Origin of the sequence: Pseudomonas sp. 3JA (assembly GCF_036961705.1) — a bacterium.
GTDB classification, from domain to species: domain Bacteria; phylum Pseudomonadota; class Gammaproteobacteria; order Pseudomonadales; family Pseudomonadaceae; genus Aquipseudomonas; species Aquipseudomonas fluorescens_Q.
The window spans coordinates 318300-333771 of the sequence record NZ_JBAMDJ010000001.1; the positions used below are offsets into that span (position 1 = coordinate 318300).

Consider the following 15472-nt stretch of genomic DNA (forward strand, 5'->3'; position numbering starts at 1 on the left):
CTCTTCATAACCCGAACCGAAACGCTTAACAGCGTGGCTCGCGCGCTGTTATGTTCGGGCTTGATCGCACCCGAGGGCACCGGCAAGTTCGTCAAACATACTTATTTATAAGGAATGAGTGCTTGAAAGTCGTTCTTCTTGAAGTAAGCCACTGGCACACTCCGCTCTACCTTGATGCCCTTGAGCGCCTGCCTGATGTGAGCGTCACGGCGGTATCCGACGCCACCGGGTCCCGTGGTCCCGCCCTCGCCCAGCGCTTCGGAGCGCGACGCTACGATCACTGGAAAACCCTGCTCGATAACGAAGAGGCTGATTTCGCCTTCGCCTTTGGCCCGCACGACGAGTTGTATGCCATGGGCAAGGCACTGGTCGAGCGCAACATTCCGTTCGCGATGGAGAAGCCCTGCGGACTTACCCAGCATGAAGTACTGGACCTGCACCAACGCGCCGAAGCTGCCGGCGTGTTCGCGGCGGTGCCTTTGGTTTGGAGGCACAGTGAATTACTGAACCGCGTCAAGCATGCGGCGTTGCAGCGTGGTGCCAGATGGAGAACCCTGTCGTTTCGATTCAACGCCGGCCCGCCCGGACGCTACTTGACGAACAGTTGCTCCTGGATGCTTGACCCGAAACGCTCGGGTGGTGGATGCACGATCAACCTTGCCCCTCATTTCGTCGATCTGGCGCAGCAAATGTCCGGAGAGCGCATATGCAGCGTGTCCGCCGTCATGCATCGCGACCCGCAGCTGACCGCCGTAGAGATAGCCTCAATGATGACCCTGGTGACCGAGAGCGGCTGCATCTGCACCATCGAAACTGGCTACAATTACCCGGCTAACACACCCGAGCAACGGGAGTACTCGTTTTCATTGTCAACCGATCAGTTCTACGTGCGCTCGACCCCGGATGGCTTGCGGCTGATCGACACGGTTGGAGAGGCAAGTGACCTGACCATGAGCCTGAACTCTGACGTGTATTACGATAACTTCGTAACCGATGTCCTCACCCCCGGCCGTGACACAGCCTATACCGGTGCCGGACTTGCAACCATGCACCACGTCATGCACATCATCGAGGCGGCCTATGAGTCAGACCGCCTCGGCGGCACTCCCATCACCCTCTAGCCCCCCTGACACGACGTTGGATGGCCATTGCTGGGCCCGGTGGCCACCCTGAGCGTCGCCGGTCCCATCGCGACGCGATGAGTAATCCGATCCTATCGACTATGTAGAAGAGTTCCTCATCATTCTCCTCTGATTGATCTGGAACTCCCCCTGGATATTTCTTTCACGACCTTGGTTCTATTTGCTACGTCAGAGGCGATTCCAATGATCAGGCCCGGGGCGGACATGATCTACCTCCTATCTGATTCGATCAGCAATGGTGCCCGCGGGGGCTGCGCTAGAACACAAAGCTATGCCCTAACTCCACTTCCATCCAACCCAAGAACCGCCTGACCCTGGGGAAACTGGAGTGAGCCTTGGGGAACACCAAATGGTGGGCGGCGACCGCAGAGCTCAAGGCTTCGGGGGCGACTTCAACCAGCGAACCGTTGACGAGGTATTTTTGCGCCAGCAGCGTGCTTTCAAGGGCGAAGCCCAAGCCGTGGCTCGCGGCTTCCAGGCTCATGTAGGACCGGTCAAAACTCAAGGCGTAGGGCTTTTCGGGGCGCGCCAGACCATGCTGGGCGAACCACTCAGGCCACTTGAGCAAGGTTGCTTCGGAAAGGATCAGCTCTTGCGCCAGAAGATCTGCTGCGTTTTTTACCGCGCAGCGCACGATCAACTTGGGCGAGGCCAGCACAGCGAAACTTTCGTTACGCACGGTGCGCACTTCATAGCTGGGCCAATTAGGCCGGCCGTGACGAATATCGACATCAATCTTGTCCTGACTGAAGTGCAGCGATTCATAAGAACAGGACAAATTGATCTGGATGTCCGGATTGCTCAAGCGAAACGACTCCAACCGCGGCATCAACCAGAGTAAGCCAAAGCTGGGGGAGGAATGCAGCCGCAGGCAATCCATGCTGACGTCACTCGCTGCCCGCTCGGTGGCGACCTCAAGGCTCTGCAACAGACCGGAAATGTCCTTCAAGTACTGCTCACCCACTGGCGTCAGGGTCACCCCACGCGCTGCCCGCACAAACAACTGTCGACCAATCATCACCTCTAGCTTGGCCAATTGGTGGCTGATCGCTGACGGCGTGAGGTCGAGCACTTCGGCGGCTCTTGCCAGGTTGCCAAAACGGGCAGTCTGCTCGAAGGCTTGAATGGCTCTCAGCGGTGGCAGATGAGATGAAGGGAGATCGTCCTGGCGCATCGGTATTCAGCCTGTTTTTTTGGGGTCGCGAGCGGATCGTGCCATTCAAGCATTTGCGGTCCGCATTGACGAGTGCTGAATTTTATTCATCTAGCAGTGACGTTTGCGTTATTGCTCGGCCTGTCGACGGGGACCACTCTGAGCCATCGATCGTTGAATCGAACCATAAAAACAATCAGAGGTATCCCTCATGCTTCTTCAAGGCAAAGTCGCGATTATTACTGGCGCCGCATCCGCACGCGGCATCGGCCGCGCAACCGCGCTCACCTTCGCCCAACACGGCGCCCGCGTTGTAATCCTGGATCTCGACGAATCCGCCGCCCGTGACGCCGCAGCCACCCTCGGCGAAGGCCACCTGGGCCTGGCTGCCAACGTCGCCGATGAGACACAAGTCCAGGCTGCGGTCGCCAAGGTAGTGGAGCACTACGGCCGTATCGACATACTCGTCAACAATGCCGGCATCACCCAGCCCATCAAGACCCTGGATATTCGCCCGAGCGATTACGACAAGGTCCTGGATGTCAGCCTGCGCGGCACGCTGTTGATGTCCCAGGCAGTGATTCCGGTGATGCGCGCTCAGGCTTCGGGCAGCATCGTCTGCATGTCATCCGTATCGGCCCAGCGCGGCGGCGGTATTTTCGGCGGCCCGCACTACAGCGCCGCCAAGGCCGGCGTGCTCGGACTGGGCAAGGCCATGGCACGCGAATTTGGCGCGGACAACATTCGCGTCAACTCCATTACGCCAGGCCTGATCCATACCGACATCACCGGGGGCCTGATGCAGGATGAACGCCGCCACGCAATCATCGAAAGCATCCCGCTGGGTCGGCTTGGCGCAGCGCAGGATGTTGCCAATGCGGCACTGTTTCTCGCCAGCGACTTGTCCTCTTACCTCACCGGCATCACGCTGGATGTAAACGGCGGCATGTTGATCCACTGACCACAGGTGTCAGCACCCGCAGTTCATTAAGTTCAGGATCGAGGATACGCCGGGCTTCAAGCGCGGCGTTCTATAAAAACAAGAGATCAGACCCTCATGATGACCACCATGACGCTCGACACTGTGTCCACAGTGCGCGCAAGCGCGTATCGAAAAACTGCCTGGCGACTGATGCCTTTCCTGATGTTGTGCTACCTGTGCGCCTATCTGGACCGGGTAAATGTCGGGTTTGCAAAGCTGCAGATGATGAACGACCTGTCCCTGAGCGAAACCGTCTACGGGCTCGGCGCGGGCGTGTTCTTTCTTGGCTATTTCCTCTGCGAAGTGCCGAGCAATCTCATTCTCCACAAGGTCGGTGCCCGTCGCTGGATCGCGCGCATCATGATTTCGTGGGGCATTATCTCTGCCCTCTTCGCCTTCGTGGAAACGGCTTGGCAGTTCTATGCGCTGCGCTTCCTGCTCGGCATCGCCGAAGCCGGTCTCGCACCGGGCCTGCTGCTCTACCTCACCTACTGGTTCCCCTCCTACCGCCGCGCCAAAATGACCGTGCTGTGGTTCATCGCCATCCCGCTCTCAGGAATGATTGGCGGGCCACTCTCAGGCTATATCATGACCCAGTTCGCAGGCGTGCATGGCTGGGCGGGCTGGCAGTGGATGTTCGTGATCGAAGCCATCCCGACCGTCATCGTTGGCCTGATGGTGCTGGCCTACCTCAAGGACGGCGTGCACCAGGCGACCTGGCTCACCGATGAAGAAAAAGCGCTGGTCAGCAAAGAACTGGCCGAGGACAACAGCCGCAAAGTCACCCATGCATCGGTCGGCGCATTCCTGCGCGACCGCCGCCTGTGGATTCTCGCCTGCATCTACTTTTGCGTGGTCATGGGCCAATACGCGATCACCTTCTGGCTGCCGACACTTATCCGTAATGCCGGTGTTGCCGATCCGATGCTCATCGGCTTGCTCACCAGCCTCCCCTACCTATGCGCCATCGTCGCGATGGTGCTGATGGGGCGCAGCGGCGACAAGCACCAGGAGCGCCGCTGGCACCTGGTCGGCCCCATGATTGCCGGCGCGCTGGGCCTCACGTTGGCGGCGGTGTTCGGAGCCAACCTGACGTTGTCGGTGTTGTGCCTGTGCCTTGCAGCAGCAGGGGTGCTGTCGGCGTCGTCACTGTTCTGGATGCTGCCGACCACCTTGCTCGGTGGCGTCTCCGCCGCTGCCGGGATCGCTGGAATCAACAGCTTTGCCAATCTGGCGGGTTTCTGCTCGCCCTACCTGATTGGTTGGATCACTACCACGACCGGTTCGAGCGCCATCGGCATGTACCTGATTACCGGTGTGCTGTGCATCGGTGCCTGTTTGGTGCTGCGTATTCCTGCCGCTTCGGTCAATCGTTGAGTTAACGGAGAATTTCCATGACTGCCACCTTATCGCGCGCGTCCTCCATCACACTGGTGCAGCGCGCCCATAACATTCGCCGCCATGCCTTGCGCATGGGCCAAGTCCAGGGCCAGGGCTATGTGGGCCAGGCGCTGGGCGCGGCAGACTTGCTGGCCGTGTCGTACTTCCACGCCTTGAACTACAAGCCCGAAGACCCTGAGTGGGAACAGCGTGATCGCTTCTACCTCTCCATCGGTCACTACGCGATTGCGCTGTATGCCGCGCTGATCGAGGCGCAAATCATTCCACTGGATGAGCTTGAAACCTACGGTTCGGATGACAGCCGCCTGCCCATGTCCGGCATGGCCGCCTACACCCCCGGCATGGAGATCACCGGCGGCTCGCTGGGCCAGGGGCTGGGTATCGCAGTGGGTGCCTGCCTGGGTTTGAAGCGCAAACAGTCCGCCTCATTCGTCTACAACCTGCTGTCGGACGGCGAGCTGAATGAGGGATCCACCTGGGAAGCGGTCATGTCCGCTTCGCACTGGAAACTCGACAACCTGATCGCCATCGTCGACGTGAATAACCAGCAAGCCGACGGACATTCCAGCGAAGTGCTGGCATTTGAACCCATCGTTGACCGATGGCAAGCCTTTGGCTGGTTCACCCAGCGGGTAGACGGCAATGACCTGGACGCCTTGGTCAAGGCGTTCGACGCTGCCCGCAGCCATCCTGGCGCACAACCGCGCGTCATCATCTGCGATACCAGGATGGGCAAAGGCGTGCCGTTCCTGGAAAACCGCGAAAAGACTCACTTCATCCGCGTCGACGAGCATGAATGGGATGTGGCCCTGAACAACCTGGAAGAAGGCAAAACAGTATGAGCAACGCAACCAACATGACGGCTCAGGCGCCTGTAGCGCCGAAGAAAAAGCTGACCACCTCGGCGATGATTGCCTCGATTGCCACTGAAGGCCAGGCCACAAAACCAGCGCCATTCGGTCACGCACTGGCCGCACTCGCGGACCAGCGCCAGGACATCGTGGGTTTATCGGCTGACTTGTCCAAATACACCGACCTGCACATTTTTGCGAAGGCGCACCCAGAGCGCTTCTACCAGATGGGCATGGCTGAGCAGCTGTTGATGAGCGCAGCAGCCGGCATGGCTCGGGAGGGGTTCGTGCCCTTCGCCACCACTTACGCGGTGTTTGCGTCGCGCCGGGCCTATGACTTCATCTGCATGGCGATTGCCGAGGAAAACCTCAACGTTAAAATCGTCTGCGGTCTGCCGGGCCTGACCACCGGATACGGCCCCAGCCACCAGGCAACGGATGATCTGGCGATCTTCCGCGCCATGCCCAACCTGATGATCGTCGACCCTTGCGATGCCCTGGAAATCGAACAAGTCGTGCCCGCCATAGCCGCGCACCAAGGGCCAGTTTACATGCGGTTACTGCGCGGCAACGTACCGCTGGTGCTCGACGAATATGGCTATGAATTCGAGATCGGCAAAGCCAAGACCCTGCGCACGGGCAATGAGGTTTTAATCATTTCCACCGGTTTGATGACCATGCGCGCCCTGGAAGCGGCCAAGGAACTTCAGGCTGACGGCGTGGATGTCGCGGTGCTTCACGTTCCCACCATCAAACCTTTGGATGAGCAGACTATTCTGGCGGAAGCCAGAAAGCCGGGACGACTGGTAGTGACTGCCGAGAATCACTCCATCATCGGCGGATTGGGCGAAGCGGTGGCAACCGTGCTGTTGCGCAATGGCGTTACGCCGACGTTCCGGCAAATAGCGTTGCCGGACGCGTTTCTCGATGCTGGAGCGCTTCCGACGTTGCACGATCGCTACGGTATTTCCACCCAGGCTGTGTGCGCACAGATCAAGGGTTGGTTATAGGGTTTAAACCTGCAAGGGACTGAGTGAGTCCCTTGGCAGGAGGGCCTCCTCCGTTCACTGAAAATATTCCCTGAGAGTCTCTAAGCGTCTTCTGGCAGGCTGTTCATCTGATCATCTGATCATCCTGCCTTTCCTTAGCCCATATTGATGTGATAGCTCCGACCGGACTCTCTGCGAGTCGCTAGACCGATATGAGACTTTCAGCGCAACGGTGAACATGCAGCCGATGAGCATCTGCTCCGCCGATCTTCAACGGCGACCGCCGACCGCATGATCGCGGTGTAACCGAGCTACGTTCTGATCGATGCGGTGTTGGATCGTGCGCAAGGTGTCTCGAGTAATAACCTGTGGGTATAGGTTCTCGGCAATGCTTGCAAACTGGCTCGCCACATCACAAATGCCGTCAATCATTCTGCCTGCGACGTCCGGGGGCACCTCGGCTTCCTCGGCAAGCCGAAGCATTTGCGTGCGGGAAATCGACAGGGCTTCCCCCATCACATCCATCTGGTGATATCCACTTGGCCCCTCGCAGAAGGTCACGTCGTAAGCCGGCGACAGTCTCCACTGACCGTCTTGCGACATGATGTAGGCAAAGTTCTTGGGATGATCGTCTCTGTTGTTGAACGCAACATTGAAGACGGCACGTTCGAAGGCCACCGCCATCTCTCGCACGTCGTTGGTACACATCTGTGTTGCCCGCAAAAAATTGACGTAGTCCAACACCCCCGGAGATTGGTAATTTGCCCCCGTAAAGGCCGCGAGGCTTTGCATGGGTATGCGTAGACCATCCCGGCGGTCAAATCGCTTACTGGCAAACGCTGCCAACCCGTCAGGCAGACTGAAATACTGCGTGTCAGGGGTTTCGATACCGCACATGCGCAGGCACTCGGCGTAGACCATTTCGATTGCGCAAACCTCGGCTTGTTCTTCTTTGGCCGGGAACTTGATCAACCAGGCTTCAAAACCCGGCGTGACGGCAGTGGTAAACCGGCCAGTTTCGGGATCGCGATAGACGAGGGCCTTGGGCCTTGCACCTTGAGGCGAGCCGCCCACCAACAGCAACGTCTGCAGGAACTCGCCACCGTCTCCATGGAGCACTTCCCGCACTTCGGCGGCAAGCTGCTCCAGCGGGATGTGGACATCAGATTCCTGCCCTTCGGGTGCCACGGGCTCAAACGTCATGGCCCCCATTGCATTGCTACCGATGTAGGCCAGCCGTTCCAGTGAGCCGATGCGCGCCGTGGTGAGCCCGCGGCGCCTGAACATACGGTCCATCAGCAACATGCCCCACCCATCCGGCAAGGAGTCGTAAACAGGCCCAGGCAAGTACAGTTGGTGGTCTGGAAAATCTCGGCGCAAGTGAGCCCCCTCCAACGGCAGCGTGTAGGAGGACAGTTCCAAGCCCCTTTGCCTGGCTTCATTGCTGTACTCGAACACGATCAGCGGGCGACCGGTCAGGGCAGTCGTGGAGACCAGCGTGCCCCATTGCCATCGCTCACCCCATCCCTCGTAGAAGACGTTGACCTGCTCAAGCATTGCCGGACTTCCTCTTTGTACGCAGACGATTAGCGCTGTTTTCGTAGCGCCGAATATCCTCGATGCTGTCCAGCTTTGGCAGGAACAGGCCTTCCAGTTCCTTGGTTCGGCCAAGAGCCATCGCCACCCGAACGACGTTCTCGAATCCGACATTGCGCCCGGCTTCAAGGTTGGACACTGTATTTGTGCCGATGCCGGCACGCCCGGCCAAGTCGGCTTGTGTCATATCCCGCGCCAAGCGCTCTGTGCGCAAGCGATCGCAGAGGCGCTTGACGACCTCGCTCGGCTTGCTGAAGCTTAAATCCAACATAACGTGTACCAAGCCCATTCTGCGCCAGTTAGTTCACAAAATTATAGAATTAACGTCCAGCCCTATCAAGCGACTTAATTCCCTAAAGCTGTGTCTTATCGTTTAATTTCTGGCCTTAGCCACAATTTAATGGATTTATCTCATTGAAAGCTGTCAGTTACCCGGATCGTTATTCTTCTTGGGCCCCATCTTCTCCGTTAGCTTCTCGATCAGGTAGGTGTTGACCTTATCCTTGCTCTCAGCTGCTGCCTCAAGAGCTTTGGCGGTTGGCATCTTGTCAGGGCCCTCCGTGACCGTGAGTGCAACGTCCTGAAATCGCTTAGTCTTCTCATCCTCGAACTGGGCGTAATTCCTGGAAAGCTGGAGAGCGCCATACACCGCGCCACTCTTCAAGTGGTCCAATGTAATCGCAGGTTCGTGTTCAGCAAGATTGGTCTTGATAACCAGCTTACGTTCCAGGCCGTTAACCGTGCCCTTATGAAGCGGATAGGGATAAAAAAGATTGGTCGGTACGACTGTGTAAAGAATACTGTCGACTTTCTCAGTAGCGACAACATGCAATTCCAGCACCATTGATGGATCTTCGGTCAACTCGTCAAAGGGCCGGGGCGTACCCTCGTGGGCAACCAAGGGTAGTGGCGAAAAGTAGTCAGTTATTCGCGAAGGGAACGCTTCGTTTTTAGTGGAAAACAGACTCAACAGCCTATCGGACTTTTCCTTGGCGACGCCAGGCTTGTAGTTTCCTGCGACCAAAAGGATACACAAGTCGCTCGCAGAGTTCTCCAACGTGATAGCTGGCGATTTCTCCAGAGACAACGCGACTTGATCAGCCTTATCGGTAGCGTATTTTCTTGCTCGATCCTGATAGTCGTTCTCGCTCTGCCCTTTCTTCTTTGGATGTGACGACAAGAATTCCTCATATGCATTCTGGAGCGCCTCTGACTTTGCCGAGTCATTTTTTCGAGACAGTGCTAGATTCCTGTCTGTAGGCCAATAGCTATCACCCCCAAGTACAATTAGGGATTTCCCGCTAAGACTAACGTCCCCCTTCAGATAATTGGCCTTGTCCGTCATGTACTGGGCGAAATATTCAGTCGCTTGCTTCAAGGCAAATGATGCAATAGCGAGTGCGATTACACCACCTTCAGGGTTCGTGCTCCGATAATCACATTGCGAGCCATTCTTCACGAAGACCCTGGTTTCAGCCCTGGCTTCCGAGGTTTTACTATTGACCGCGCCATAGTCAACCTTCCCCGTATTAAACACGTCGGTGGTGGTCGCACTTGAGCATCCCGCTAATATTGCCAGCGACATCATCATGGTCACTTCTTTCATTTCTTCGCTCCATCAGTGCTTATCAGCCTTGCATAGTTGACAGCAAGCTCTTGATTGTTATCGTCCTTCTGAAGCTCACACCCATTGAACGTACTTTTGGTTCCCGAGTGTATTCCGAGGAGTTTGATTTTGTCTGTCTTCACGTCATAGCTATACATAGGCGCACCCGAAAAGCCTATGACGCTATTGCATCCATGAATAATGCAGCCATTTGTGTATTGCTTTAAAACTTTACAATAGCCCGCGCCATAGGGGCTCCACACGACATGCCTGTTGTATCTTGCCCTTACCTCCTTGGCATCAGGCCTTTGGTAAGCGGTAGCGCCCTTCAATATATCTGCCAAGGGCTCTCCCATTGGCATTCCTAGTACAAGAATGCTCTCTGAGGCGCTGATTTGAGTATCTGCGGCTATCAGGAGCGGATAAACGGCGTCATCCGGTGTATCCATCTCAATGAGAACGATGTCGCACGCCGCTCCGCATCCGACAAATTTCTTCCCGCCAAGAGAAACCACCCTGTTTCCGATGATGACTCCGTTGGTATCGTTCTGGATCACTCCAGAAGCGGCAGTCACGTCATCGTTGATACAGTGGCTGGCAGTAACCCACCAACCTTTTCGGTAGACTGATATGTCACAAACGTGACTCCTTGAGCCGTTGACAATTGAAGTGACATTACTGAGAGCGGCAAGATAAGTCATGGCCGGCAACGTTTCAGGGTAGAACCGCACGGTTTCTTGGTCCAGGCCAGCGAAACATTTCTTGGGATTACCATCATTAATACCCTGCTTGCAATCTACTGGGCCATTTTTAAATACCGAACCCAGAAGCTGACTTCTGTATGTGTTTTTGTATCTTTTATCCTCATAAGGTGGGAACGTCATCATCTGATCTTCTTTTCGCTTGATGAAGCCTCCAAAGTTAGCGGACTGCAAGTTGGAGATAACCAGGTCGTCCGGCAGGATATAGTCTGCTCCCGGAGTGTAGTTATCCTGAAGAAACCTCCCTCTCAACGCCTCATAGGTCTCAGGTGGTGAGTTGTTCTTATTATTTCTCAGCACCTCGACCTTGAACTCATTCTGCAGTTCGAGCAGCTTGTCAAAGTCTGGGCGTGCGCCAAAATAAGGCACATCCTTGCCCGGCTCGATATAGGTAGGATTGGGTCGTTGCGCTGCCCCCTGATTCAGTATTACCTTCCACTGAGGTAGTTGTTCATTTTCATCTTCGGCGGCTAACAAGTCTCCGCCAACCATCAATATCAAAGCGGCAGCGACGGCTTTTTTCTCGTGATTGCGCATGAGTTCCTCAACATCCTATCGAGAGCTGGAGTTATCTCTGTAGCTCACACCAAAGAAAACGTCCAGTTTTCTCAATTGTGAAACAGGGAAACTAAGACAACGCTGGCTTTATGGCGTCGGAAATATGTCAGGCAACCGCGATGCGTTCAGTTATTTAACAAAAACAATCCTAATTAAAATAAAACCTACTGACGCTCAGGAGACTCCAGAGTCGCCCAAGGTCAATTGACGTTTATAGCGATAGGTACAAAATCGACCAGCCACAGTCACACGCATGCGATGTTTCTTGCGTTTTTGAAAATGAATCGTTGCGTATCAATGTCGCCTAGGAAGTCGGACAGCCTCTGAAAGGACTGACCGCACGGTATTTTTTGCCGGTTTGAATCGCCAGTGCCAATCCAGATAACGAAAACGCGCCTGCGCGCCAAGGGCCCGGTGACTTTGTCAATCAAGTATCAGGACACTCCTTCCTGCCACCACTCAAAGCTTCCCGCTGCCAGGCCTGGCGCATGAGCTCAATGACTTCTGCGTCCGACGTCTGGGCAAAATCCAAATACCAATAACCGATCGACATCATCCACTCGGGAATGAACGGGCAAATCACTTCATTCACTTCGCTGCGCAAAGCCTCTACCGTTTCCAGCGGACCAACCGGCACCGCGACAACAATGCGCGCCGGGGACTGCACGCGCACCGCATGGACCGCGGCCATCATGGAGGAACCGGTTGCCAGGCCATCGTCGATCAGGATCACGACCTGGTCCTTGAGCTGCAACGGCGGGCGATTCCCGCGATACAGCTGTTCGCGTCGCAACAATTCCTGCGTTTCCCGGGCGACGACGGCCTCGAAACTGGCGCGGTCGATCGGGTGTACCCGCAGTGCGTCGTCATTGAGGATTTGTATGCCGCCGCTGGCAATGGCGCCCATGGCAAACTCCGGGTGCGACGGGATGCCGAGCTTGCGCACCAGCATCAGGTCCAGGCGAACGTTCAGGGCCGTCGCGACTTCATAAGCCACCGGGACGCCGCCACGGGGCAAGGCCAGGATGGCAGCGTCAGGCCGGTTGGCGTATTTGAGCAAGGGCTCCACCAGTCGCCGGCCAGCCTCGGCGCGGTTCGGCAACGTGGTTTGCAATGAGGGGCTCTGGATCATGGGAACCTCCTGAGGCATTGACGTGATGGACGATCCTGGTCGCGCCAGATGGCTAGTACGCTGGGACGGGTCGCCGTCGTTGCGTTACAACGGGCACCTCCGTTGCAGATTCACCATCCTCTGTCAGAGCAACCTTGGCGTTGATATATATCAAGTCCCTTCGTCAGCCAGGCATCCGACAACTCATGCACGCTGGAAAGGGCTGGTGGTGCACCATGGCGTCGCCCGGCGTTTGATCAGGTAGACATCACCTGAAGCTTGCGATCAAGATCGATGAAACCATCGGCCTGCCAATCCCAATCCTGGGCTTGGGCTGCATCGGGTGCGGGCGCTCCGCCATACTCCATGGGCCGGTCGATATAGGCCGTCATCAGGCCGCAATCCCTGGCTGCCGCAAGATCGCTGTGGTGGCAGGCCACCAGGCAGAGTTCAGCGGGTTTGATGTCCAATGCCCTGGCCGTGGACAGGTACGCCGCAGGATCCGGTTTGTAGGTTTGCGCGAACTCCGCTCCCAGTAGCGCGTCCCATTGCAAACCGTTGTAGCGGTTCATAGCGATCATCAAGGCCACATTGGCATTGGACAAAGTCACCACCGTAAAGCGCCGACGCAACAGGGCCAGGCCCTCGGCCACGTCAGGCCAAGGGTCCAGGCGACGCCAGGCATGGGCAAGCGTGTGCAATACCCCGGGGTCAACCTGGTCGACTTCCAGGCCGTAAGCCGTCAACAATTGGACCAGCATCTCGTAGTGCAATGTGTCCAGGACAACAAAGCCTCCATGCCCCTGGATGCACTCGCGCAACGCTGGCGCATATAACCGGCGCCATTGCATGGCAAATTCCGCGGGGCTGACAGCGGGCAGGTAGGTCGACACGAATGGACTCGCCTCATGTGCGATGCCTGAATGCCAGTCAACCACCGTACCGAACACATCGAATGCCAACGCTCGTGCAAGCGCCATCGCAAGACTCCTCTGCTATTTAGGTCCAGCCTGGCACACCGGCCGCCGAGGCTCTGGAACGCGGGAATCCAATGAGCTTAGCCTTATCCTTTTCATGCGTCATCGATACTGCGCCGCTCCTATAGCTTGTGACTACCCAGCACCAAATACCGTTGCGGTGCCGCCTTGCGCAGTCGCGCCGCGAGGAACACGCCAACCAGCCGCGCTGCGGGGATGAGACCTGAGTCAGGTGCGAGCCGACAACGTGTCGGAAGGCCCTAGATAAACGTCGTGGGATCCTGCTGGGCCTGGAGCGTGGAGACGATCTGGTCAGCTACGACACCGATCACCATCGACCAGACCGATAACGCATATAAACCCGGACCTACGCGTGCTGTCGCTGGCCAATGAGTTCATCTAGCTGTGCAGCGAATTCGGCGTCTTTGTCGACGGCTGGTTCGTCCAACAGGACATCGACTGGAGCGACGCCGACCGCACTGTGCTGACCCGATACCTGCGCGAGCGTGACATCCACGTGGTGGTCCACAAGTGGTTGTTCATGCATTCACGTCCACGACAGTACGCCCGCGCACCTTGCCTTCCAGTACCCGAGCGGCAACGGCCGGCACCTCTGCCAAGCCAACCATCTGGGTGGTGCGGGTCAGCTTGCTCAGATCAAGATCCTGGGCGAGTCGCGACCATGCCTGCAGGCGCACCGCTTGCGGAGCGTTGACCGAATCGATACCGGCCAGGGTCACGTTGCGCAGGATGAAGGGCAGCACCGAGCCAGGCAGATCCGCGCCCTGAGCCAGGCCGAAGGCAGCGACAACACCGCGATATTGGGTCTGTGCCAAAGCATTGGCCAGGGTGTGACTGCCCACCGAATCAATGACGCCAGCCCAGCGTTCCTTGGCGATCGGTGCGCCCGGCTGCGACAAGGTGTTGCGGTCGATAACCTGCGTCGCACCAAGGTCGCGCAGGTAGTCACCCTCCTCTAGTCGTCCGGTCGAGGCGATCACTCGATAGCCCAGGCCCGACAGCAGTGCGATAGCCACCGAGCCGGCGCCACCGCTGCCACCGGTGACCAGGATATCGCCTCGATCAGGGGTCAGCCCGCCATGCTCCAATGCCAGGACGCTGAGCATCGCCGTGTAGCCCGCGGTGCCGATGGCCATGGCGGCCTGGGTCGAGAATACTTCCGGAATCTTTACCAGCCAGTCACCGCTCACCCGCGCCTTCTGCGCAAAGCCCCCGTGGTGGGTCTGGCTCAGCCCCCAGCCGTTGACCAGCACACGGTCGCCGGCCTCGAACCCCGGGTGGCTGGACGTCTCGACGATGCCGGCGAAGTCGATGCCCGGAATCAGCGGAAACTGGCGAATGACGGGGGAGCGTCCGCTGAGGGCGATGGCGTCCTTGTAGTTCACGGTCGAGAACTCGATCGCGACAGTGACATCACCGGGCATCAGGTCCTCGTCCTTGAAGTCAACCAGCTGGGTCGAGATCGCTTCACCGGTTTTGGTCGTGAGCAGCGCTTTGAATGTCATGGTTTTTGTCCTGTTCGTTCAAACGGATCGTCATCGCTGCCCTGCAGATGCAACAGACACGGCAACGGGTATGGCCAGGCCGCAGTGTGCCTGAGAAGGCCACTTGGTTTCGAGCTGCAGCGCCCTGCGGATGCCCGTGTCCAGCAAGCGCGCCGGAACAAAGCTGCGCATGAACTGCAACTGGCCGGCCGCTTTGCCAGCGGTATAGCGCAACTTCGGATGCTCGGCACGCGCGACCTGGAGTACCACTTCAGCCACCACGTCGGGGCCGTCGGCGGTCGCCATGGCCTGGTTCACCACTTTCGTCACTTTTATCCGAATGTCTTCGTACACGTCGAGCTTGGCATCGGGTTGGAGGTTGTTGCTCTCGAATTGAGTCTTGGTATAGCCGGGCTCGACGACGGTGACCCTGATGCCGTGGGTACGCAATTCGTGATCCAGCGCTTGCGAATAACCTTCCACCGCATGCTTGCTGGCTGAATAGAGGGGGTGCGTAAGGAACAGGCACGACGCCGAGGATTGAGTCGATGTTGATGATGCGGCCAGCACCCTGGCGGCGCATGTGCGGCACCACCGCGCGCGTCGTGCGTACGATGCCGAGGAAGTTGGTATCGAAAAGAGCCTTGGCCTGCTCGACGGAACTCTCCTGCGCTGCTGCGTGATCATAATCGTAACGATCAATGTTTTTGATGCTAATCAACATCAATAATGCCGACGGCAGCGCCGCTCCAGCACTTGAATGAGTCAGTGCGCATGAAATAAAGGAATTAATAAGGCAGTCGACGAGCTCGTGGCGAGGACACTCGTTCGCACTTGAGC

General features: G+C 57.3%; 14 protein-coding genes and 1 pseudogene. 5 read left to right on the top strand and 10 right to left on the bottom strand.

Going from position 1 to position 15472, the window contains the following annotated elements:
* Window positions 1–122 precede the first annotated feature (122 nt).
* Window positions 123–1121 (top strand): Gfo/Idh/MocA family protein, encoded by a 999-nt coding sequence (locus V7773_RS01370; protein ID WP_336071865.1) that lies wholly within the window; start codon window positions 123–125, stop codon window positions 1119–1121.
* Between the two features lie 277 nt (window positions 1122–1398).
* On the opposite strand, the gene V7773_RS01375 is transcribed toward V7773_RS01370, so the two are convergent.
* Window positions 1399–2316 (bottom strand): LysR substrate-binding domain-containing protein, encoded by a 918-nt coding sequence (locus tag V7773_RS01375; RefSeq protein ID WP_336071866.1) that lies wholly within the window; start codon window positions 2314–2316, stop codon window positions 1399–1401.
* Window positions 2317–2506: 190 nt separating this feature from the next.
* Here V7773_RS01375 and V7773_RS01380 point away from each other — a divergent pair, with 190 nt between their 5' ends.
* The 4 genes from V7773_RS01380 (at window position 2507) to V7773_RS01395 (ending at window position 6539) form a co-directional block, all read left to right on the top strand.
* Window positions 2507–3256: an SDR family NAD(P)-dependent oxidoreductase gene (locus V7773_RS01380; protein WP_072346036.1), complete on the top strand. Its 750-nt coding sequence runs from the start codon at window positions 2507–2509 to the stop codon at window positions 3254–3256.
* Window positions 3257–3352: 96 nt separating this feature from the next.
* On the top strand, window positions 3353–4654 hold the full coding sequence (locus V7773_RS01385; protein WP_336071868.1) for an MFS transporter: 1302 nt from the start codon (window positions 3353–3355) through the stop codon (window positions 4652–4654).
* A gap of 17 nt (window positions 4655–4671) precedes the next feature.
* Window positions 4672–5520, top strand: a complete 849-nt coding sequence (locus V7773_RS01390) for a transketolase (RefSeq protein ID WP_336071870.1) — start codon at window positions 4672–4674, stop codon at window positions 5518–5520.
* On the top strand, window positions 5517–6539 hold the full coding sequence (locus V7773_RS01395) for a transketolase family protein (protein ID WP_336071872.1): 1023 nt from the start codon (window positions 5517–5519) through the stop codon (window positions 6537–6539). Before V7773_RS01390 ends, V7773_RS01395 begins: the two co-directional genes overlap by 4 nt.
* A 249-nt stretch (window positions 6540–6788) precedes the next feature.
* Here the strand turns inward: V7773_RS01395 and V7773_RS01400 are convergent, their stop codons facing one another.
* The 9 genes and pseudogenes from V7773_RS01400 to V7773_RS01440 all read right to left on the bottom strand — a co-directional run.
* The gene (locus V7773_RS01400; RefSeq protein WP_336071874.1) at window positions 6789–8075 is read right to left on the bottom strand and encodes a type II toxin-antitoxin system HipA family toxin; all 1287 of its coding nucleotides are present in this window, start codon (window positions 8073–8075) and stop codon (window positions 6789–6791) included.
* On the bottom strand, window positions 8068–8385 hold the full coding sequence (locus V7773_RS01405; RefSeq protein WP_072346046.1) for a helix-turn-helix domain-containing protein: 318 nt from the start codon (window positions 8383–8385) through the stop codon (window positions 8068–8070). The genes V7773_RS01400 and V7773_RS01405 overlap by 8 nt, the downstream gene beginning before the upstream one ends.
* 153 nt (window positions 8386–8538) lie before the next feature.
* Window positions 8539–9720 (bottom strand): hypothetical protein, encoded by a 1182-nt coding sequence (locus tag V7773_RS01410; protein ID WP_336071876.1) that lies wholly within the window; start codon window positions 9718–9720, stop codon window positions 8539–8541.
* A complete protein-coding gene (locus V7773_RS01415; protein ID WP_336071878.1) occupies window positions 9717–11018 on the bottom strand; it encodes a trypsin-like serine protease in 1302 nt (433 codons plus the stop codon). Before V7773_RS01415 ends, V7773_RS01410 begins: the two co-directional genes overlap by 4 nt.
* 448 nt (window positions 11019–11466) lie before the next feature.
* Window positions 11467–12171 (bottom strand): phosphoribosyltransferase, encoded by a 705-nt coding sequence (locus V7773_RS01420; protein WP_336071880.1) that lies wholly within the window; start codon window positions 12169–12171, stop codon window positions 11467–11469.
* Window positions 12172–12407: 236 nt separating this feature from the next.
* Window positions 12408–13130 (bottom strand): haloacid dehalogenase type II, encoded by a 723-nt coding sequence (locus V7773_RS01425; RefSeq protein WP_336071881.1) that lies wholly within the window; start codon window positions 13128–13130, stop codon window positions 12408–12410.
* Window positions 13131–13666: 536 nt separating this feature from the next.
* On the bottom strand, window positions 13667–14653 hold the full coding sequence (gene acuI / locus V7773_RS01430; RefSeq protein WP_336071883.1) for an acrylyl-CoA reductase (NADPH): 987 nt from the start codon (window positions 14651–14653) through the stop codon (window positions 13667–13669).
* A 30-nt stretch (window positions 14654–14683) separates the two neighbouring features.
* Window positions 14684–15202: an SDR family NAD(P)-dependent oxidoreductase gene (locus tag V7773_RS01435; protein ID WP_336071884.1), complete on the bottom strand. Its 519-nt coding sequence runs from the start codon at window positions 15200–15202 to the stop codon at window positions 14684–14686.
* Window positions 15203–15206: 4 nt separating this feature from the next.
* A pseudogene (locus tag V7773_RS01440) lies at window positions 15207–15356 on the bottom strand (hypothetical protein); the annotation flags it as partial.
* Between the last annotated feature and the right edge of the window lie 116 nt (window positions 15357–15472).

Coding starts and splice junctions, on each gene's coding strand:
- V7773_RS01375 (WP_336071866.1), bottom strand. CDS start 2,316: ATGCGCCAGGACGATCTCCCTTCATCTCATCTGCCACCGCTGAGAGCC.
- V7773_RS01380 (WP_072346036.1), top strand. CDS start 2,507: ATGCTTCTTCAAGGCAAAGTCGCGATTATTACTGGCGCCGCATCCGCA.
- V7773_RS01385 (WP_336071868.1), top strand. CDS start 3,353: ATGATGACCACCATGACGCTCGACACTGTGTCCACAGTGCGCGCAAGC.
- V7773_RS01390 (WP_336071870.1), top strand. CDS start 4,672: ATGACTGCCACCTTATCGCGCGCGTCCTCCATCACACTGGTGCAGCGC.
- V7773_RS01395 (WP_336071872.1), top strand. CDS start 5,517: ATGAGCAACGCAACCAACATGACGGCTCAGGCGCCTGTAGCGCCGAAG.
- V7773_RS01400 (WP_336071874.1), bottom strand. CDS start 8,075: ATGCTTGAGCAGGTCAACGTCTTCTACGAGGGATGGGGTGAGCGATGG.
- V7773_RS01405 (WP_072346046.1), bottom strand. CDS start 8,385: ATGTTGGATTTAAGCTTCAGCAAGCCGAGCGAGGTCGTCAAGCGCCTC.
- V7773_RS01410 (WP_336071876.1), bottom strand. CDS start 9,720: ATGAAAGAAGTGACCATGATGATGTCGCTGGCAATATTAGCGGGATGC.
- V7773_RS01415 (WP_336071878.1), bottom strand. CDS start 11,018: ATGCGCAATCACGAGAAAAAAGCCGTCGCTGCCGCTTTGATATTGATG.
- V7773_RS01420 (WP_336071880.1), bottom strand. CDS start 12,171: ATGATCCAGAGCCCCTCATTGCAAACCACGTTGCCGAACCGCGCCGAG.
- V7773_RS01425 (WP_336071881.1), bottom strand. CDS start 13,130: ATGGCGCTTGCACGAGCGTTGGCATTCGATGTGTTCGGTACGGTGGTT.
- acuI (WP_336071883.1), bottom strand. CDS start 14,653: ATGACATTCAAAGCGCTGCTCACGACCAAAACCGGTGAAGCGATCTCG.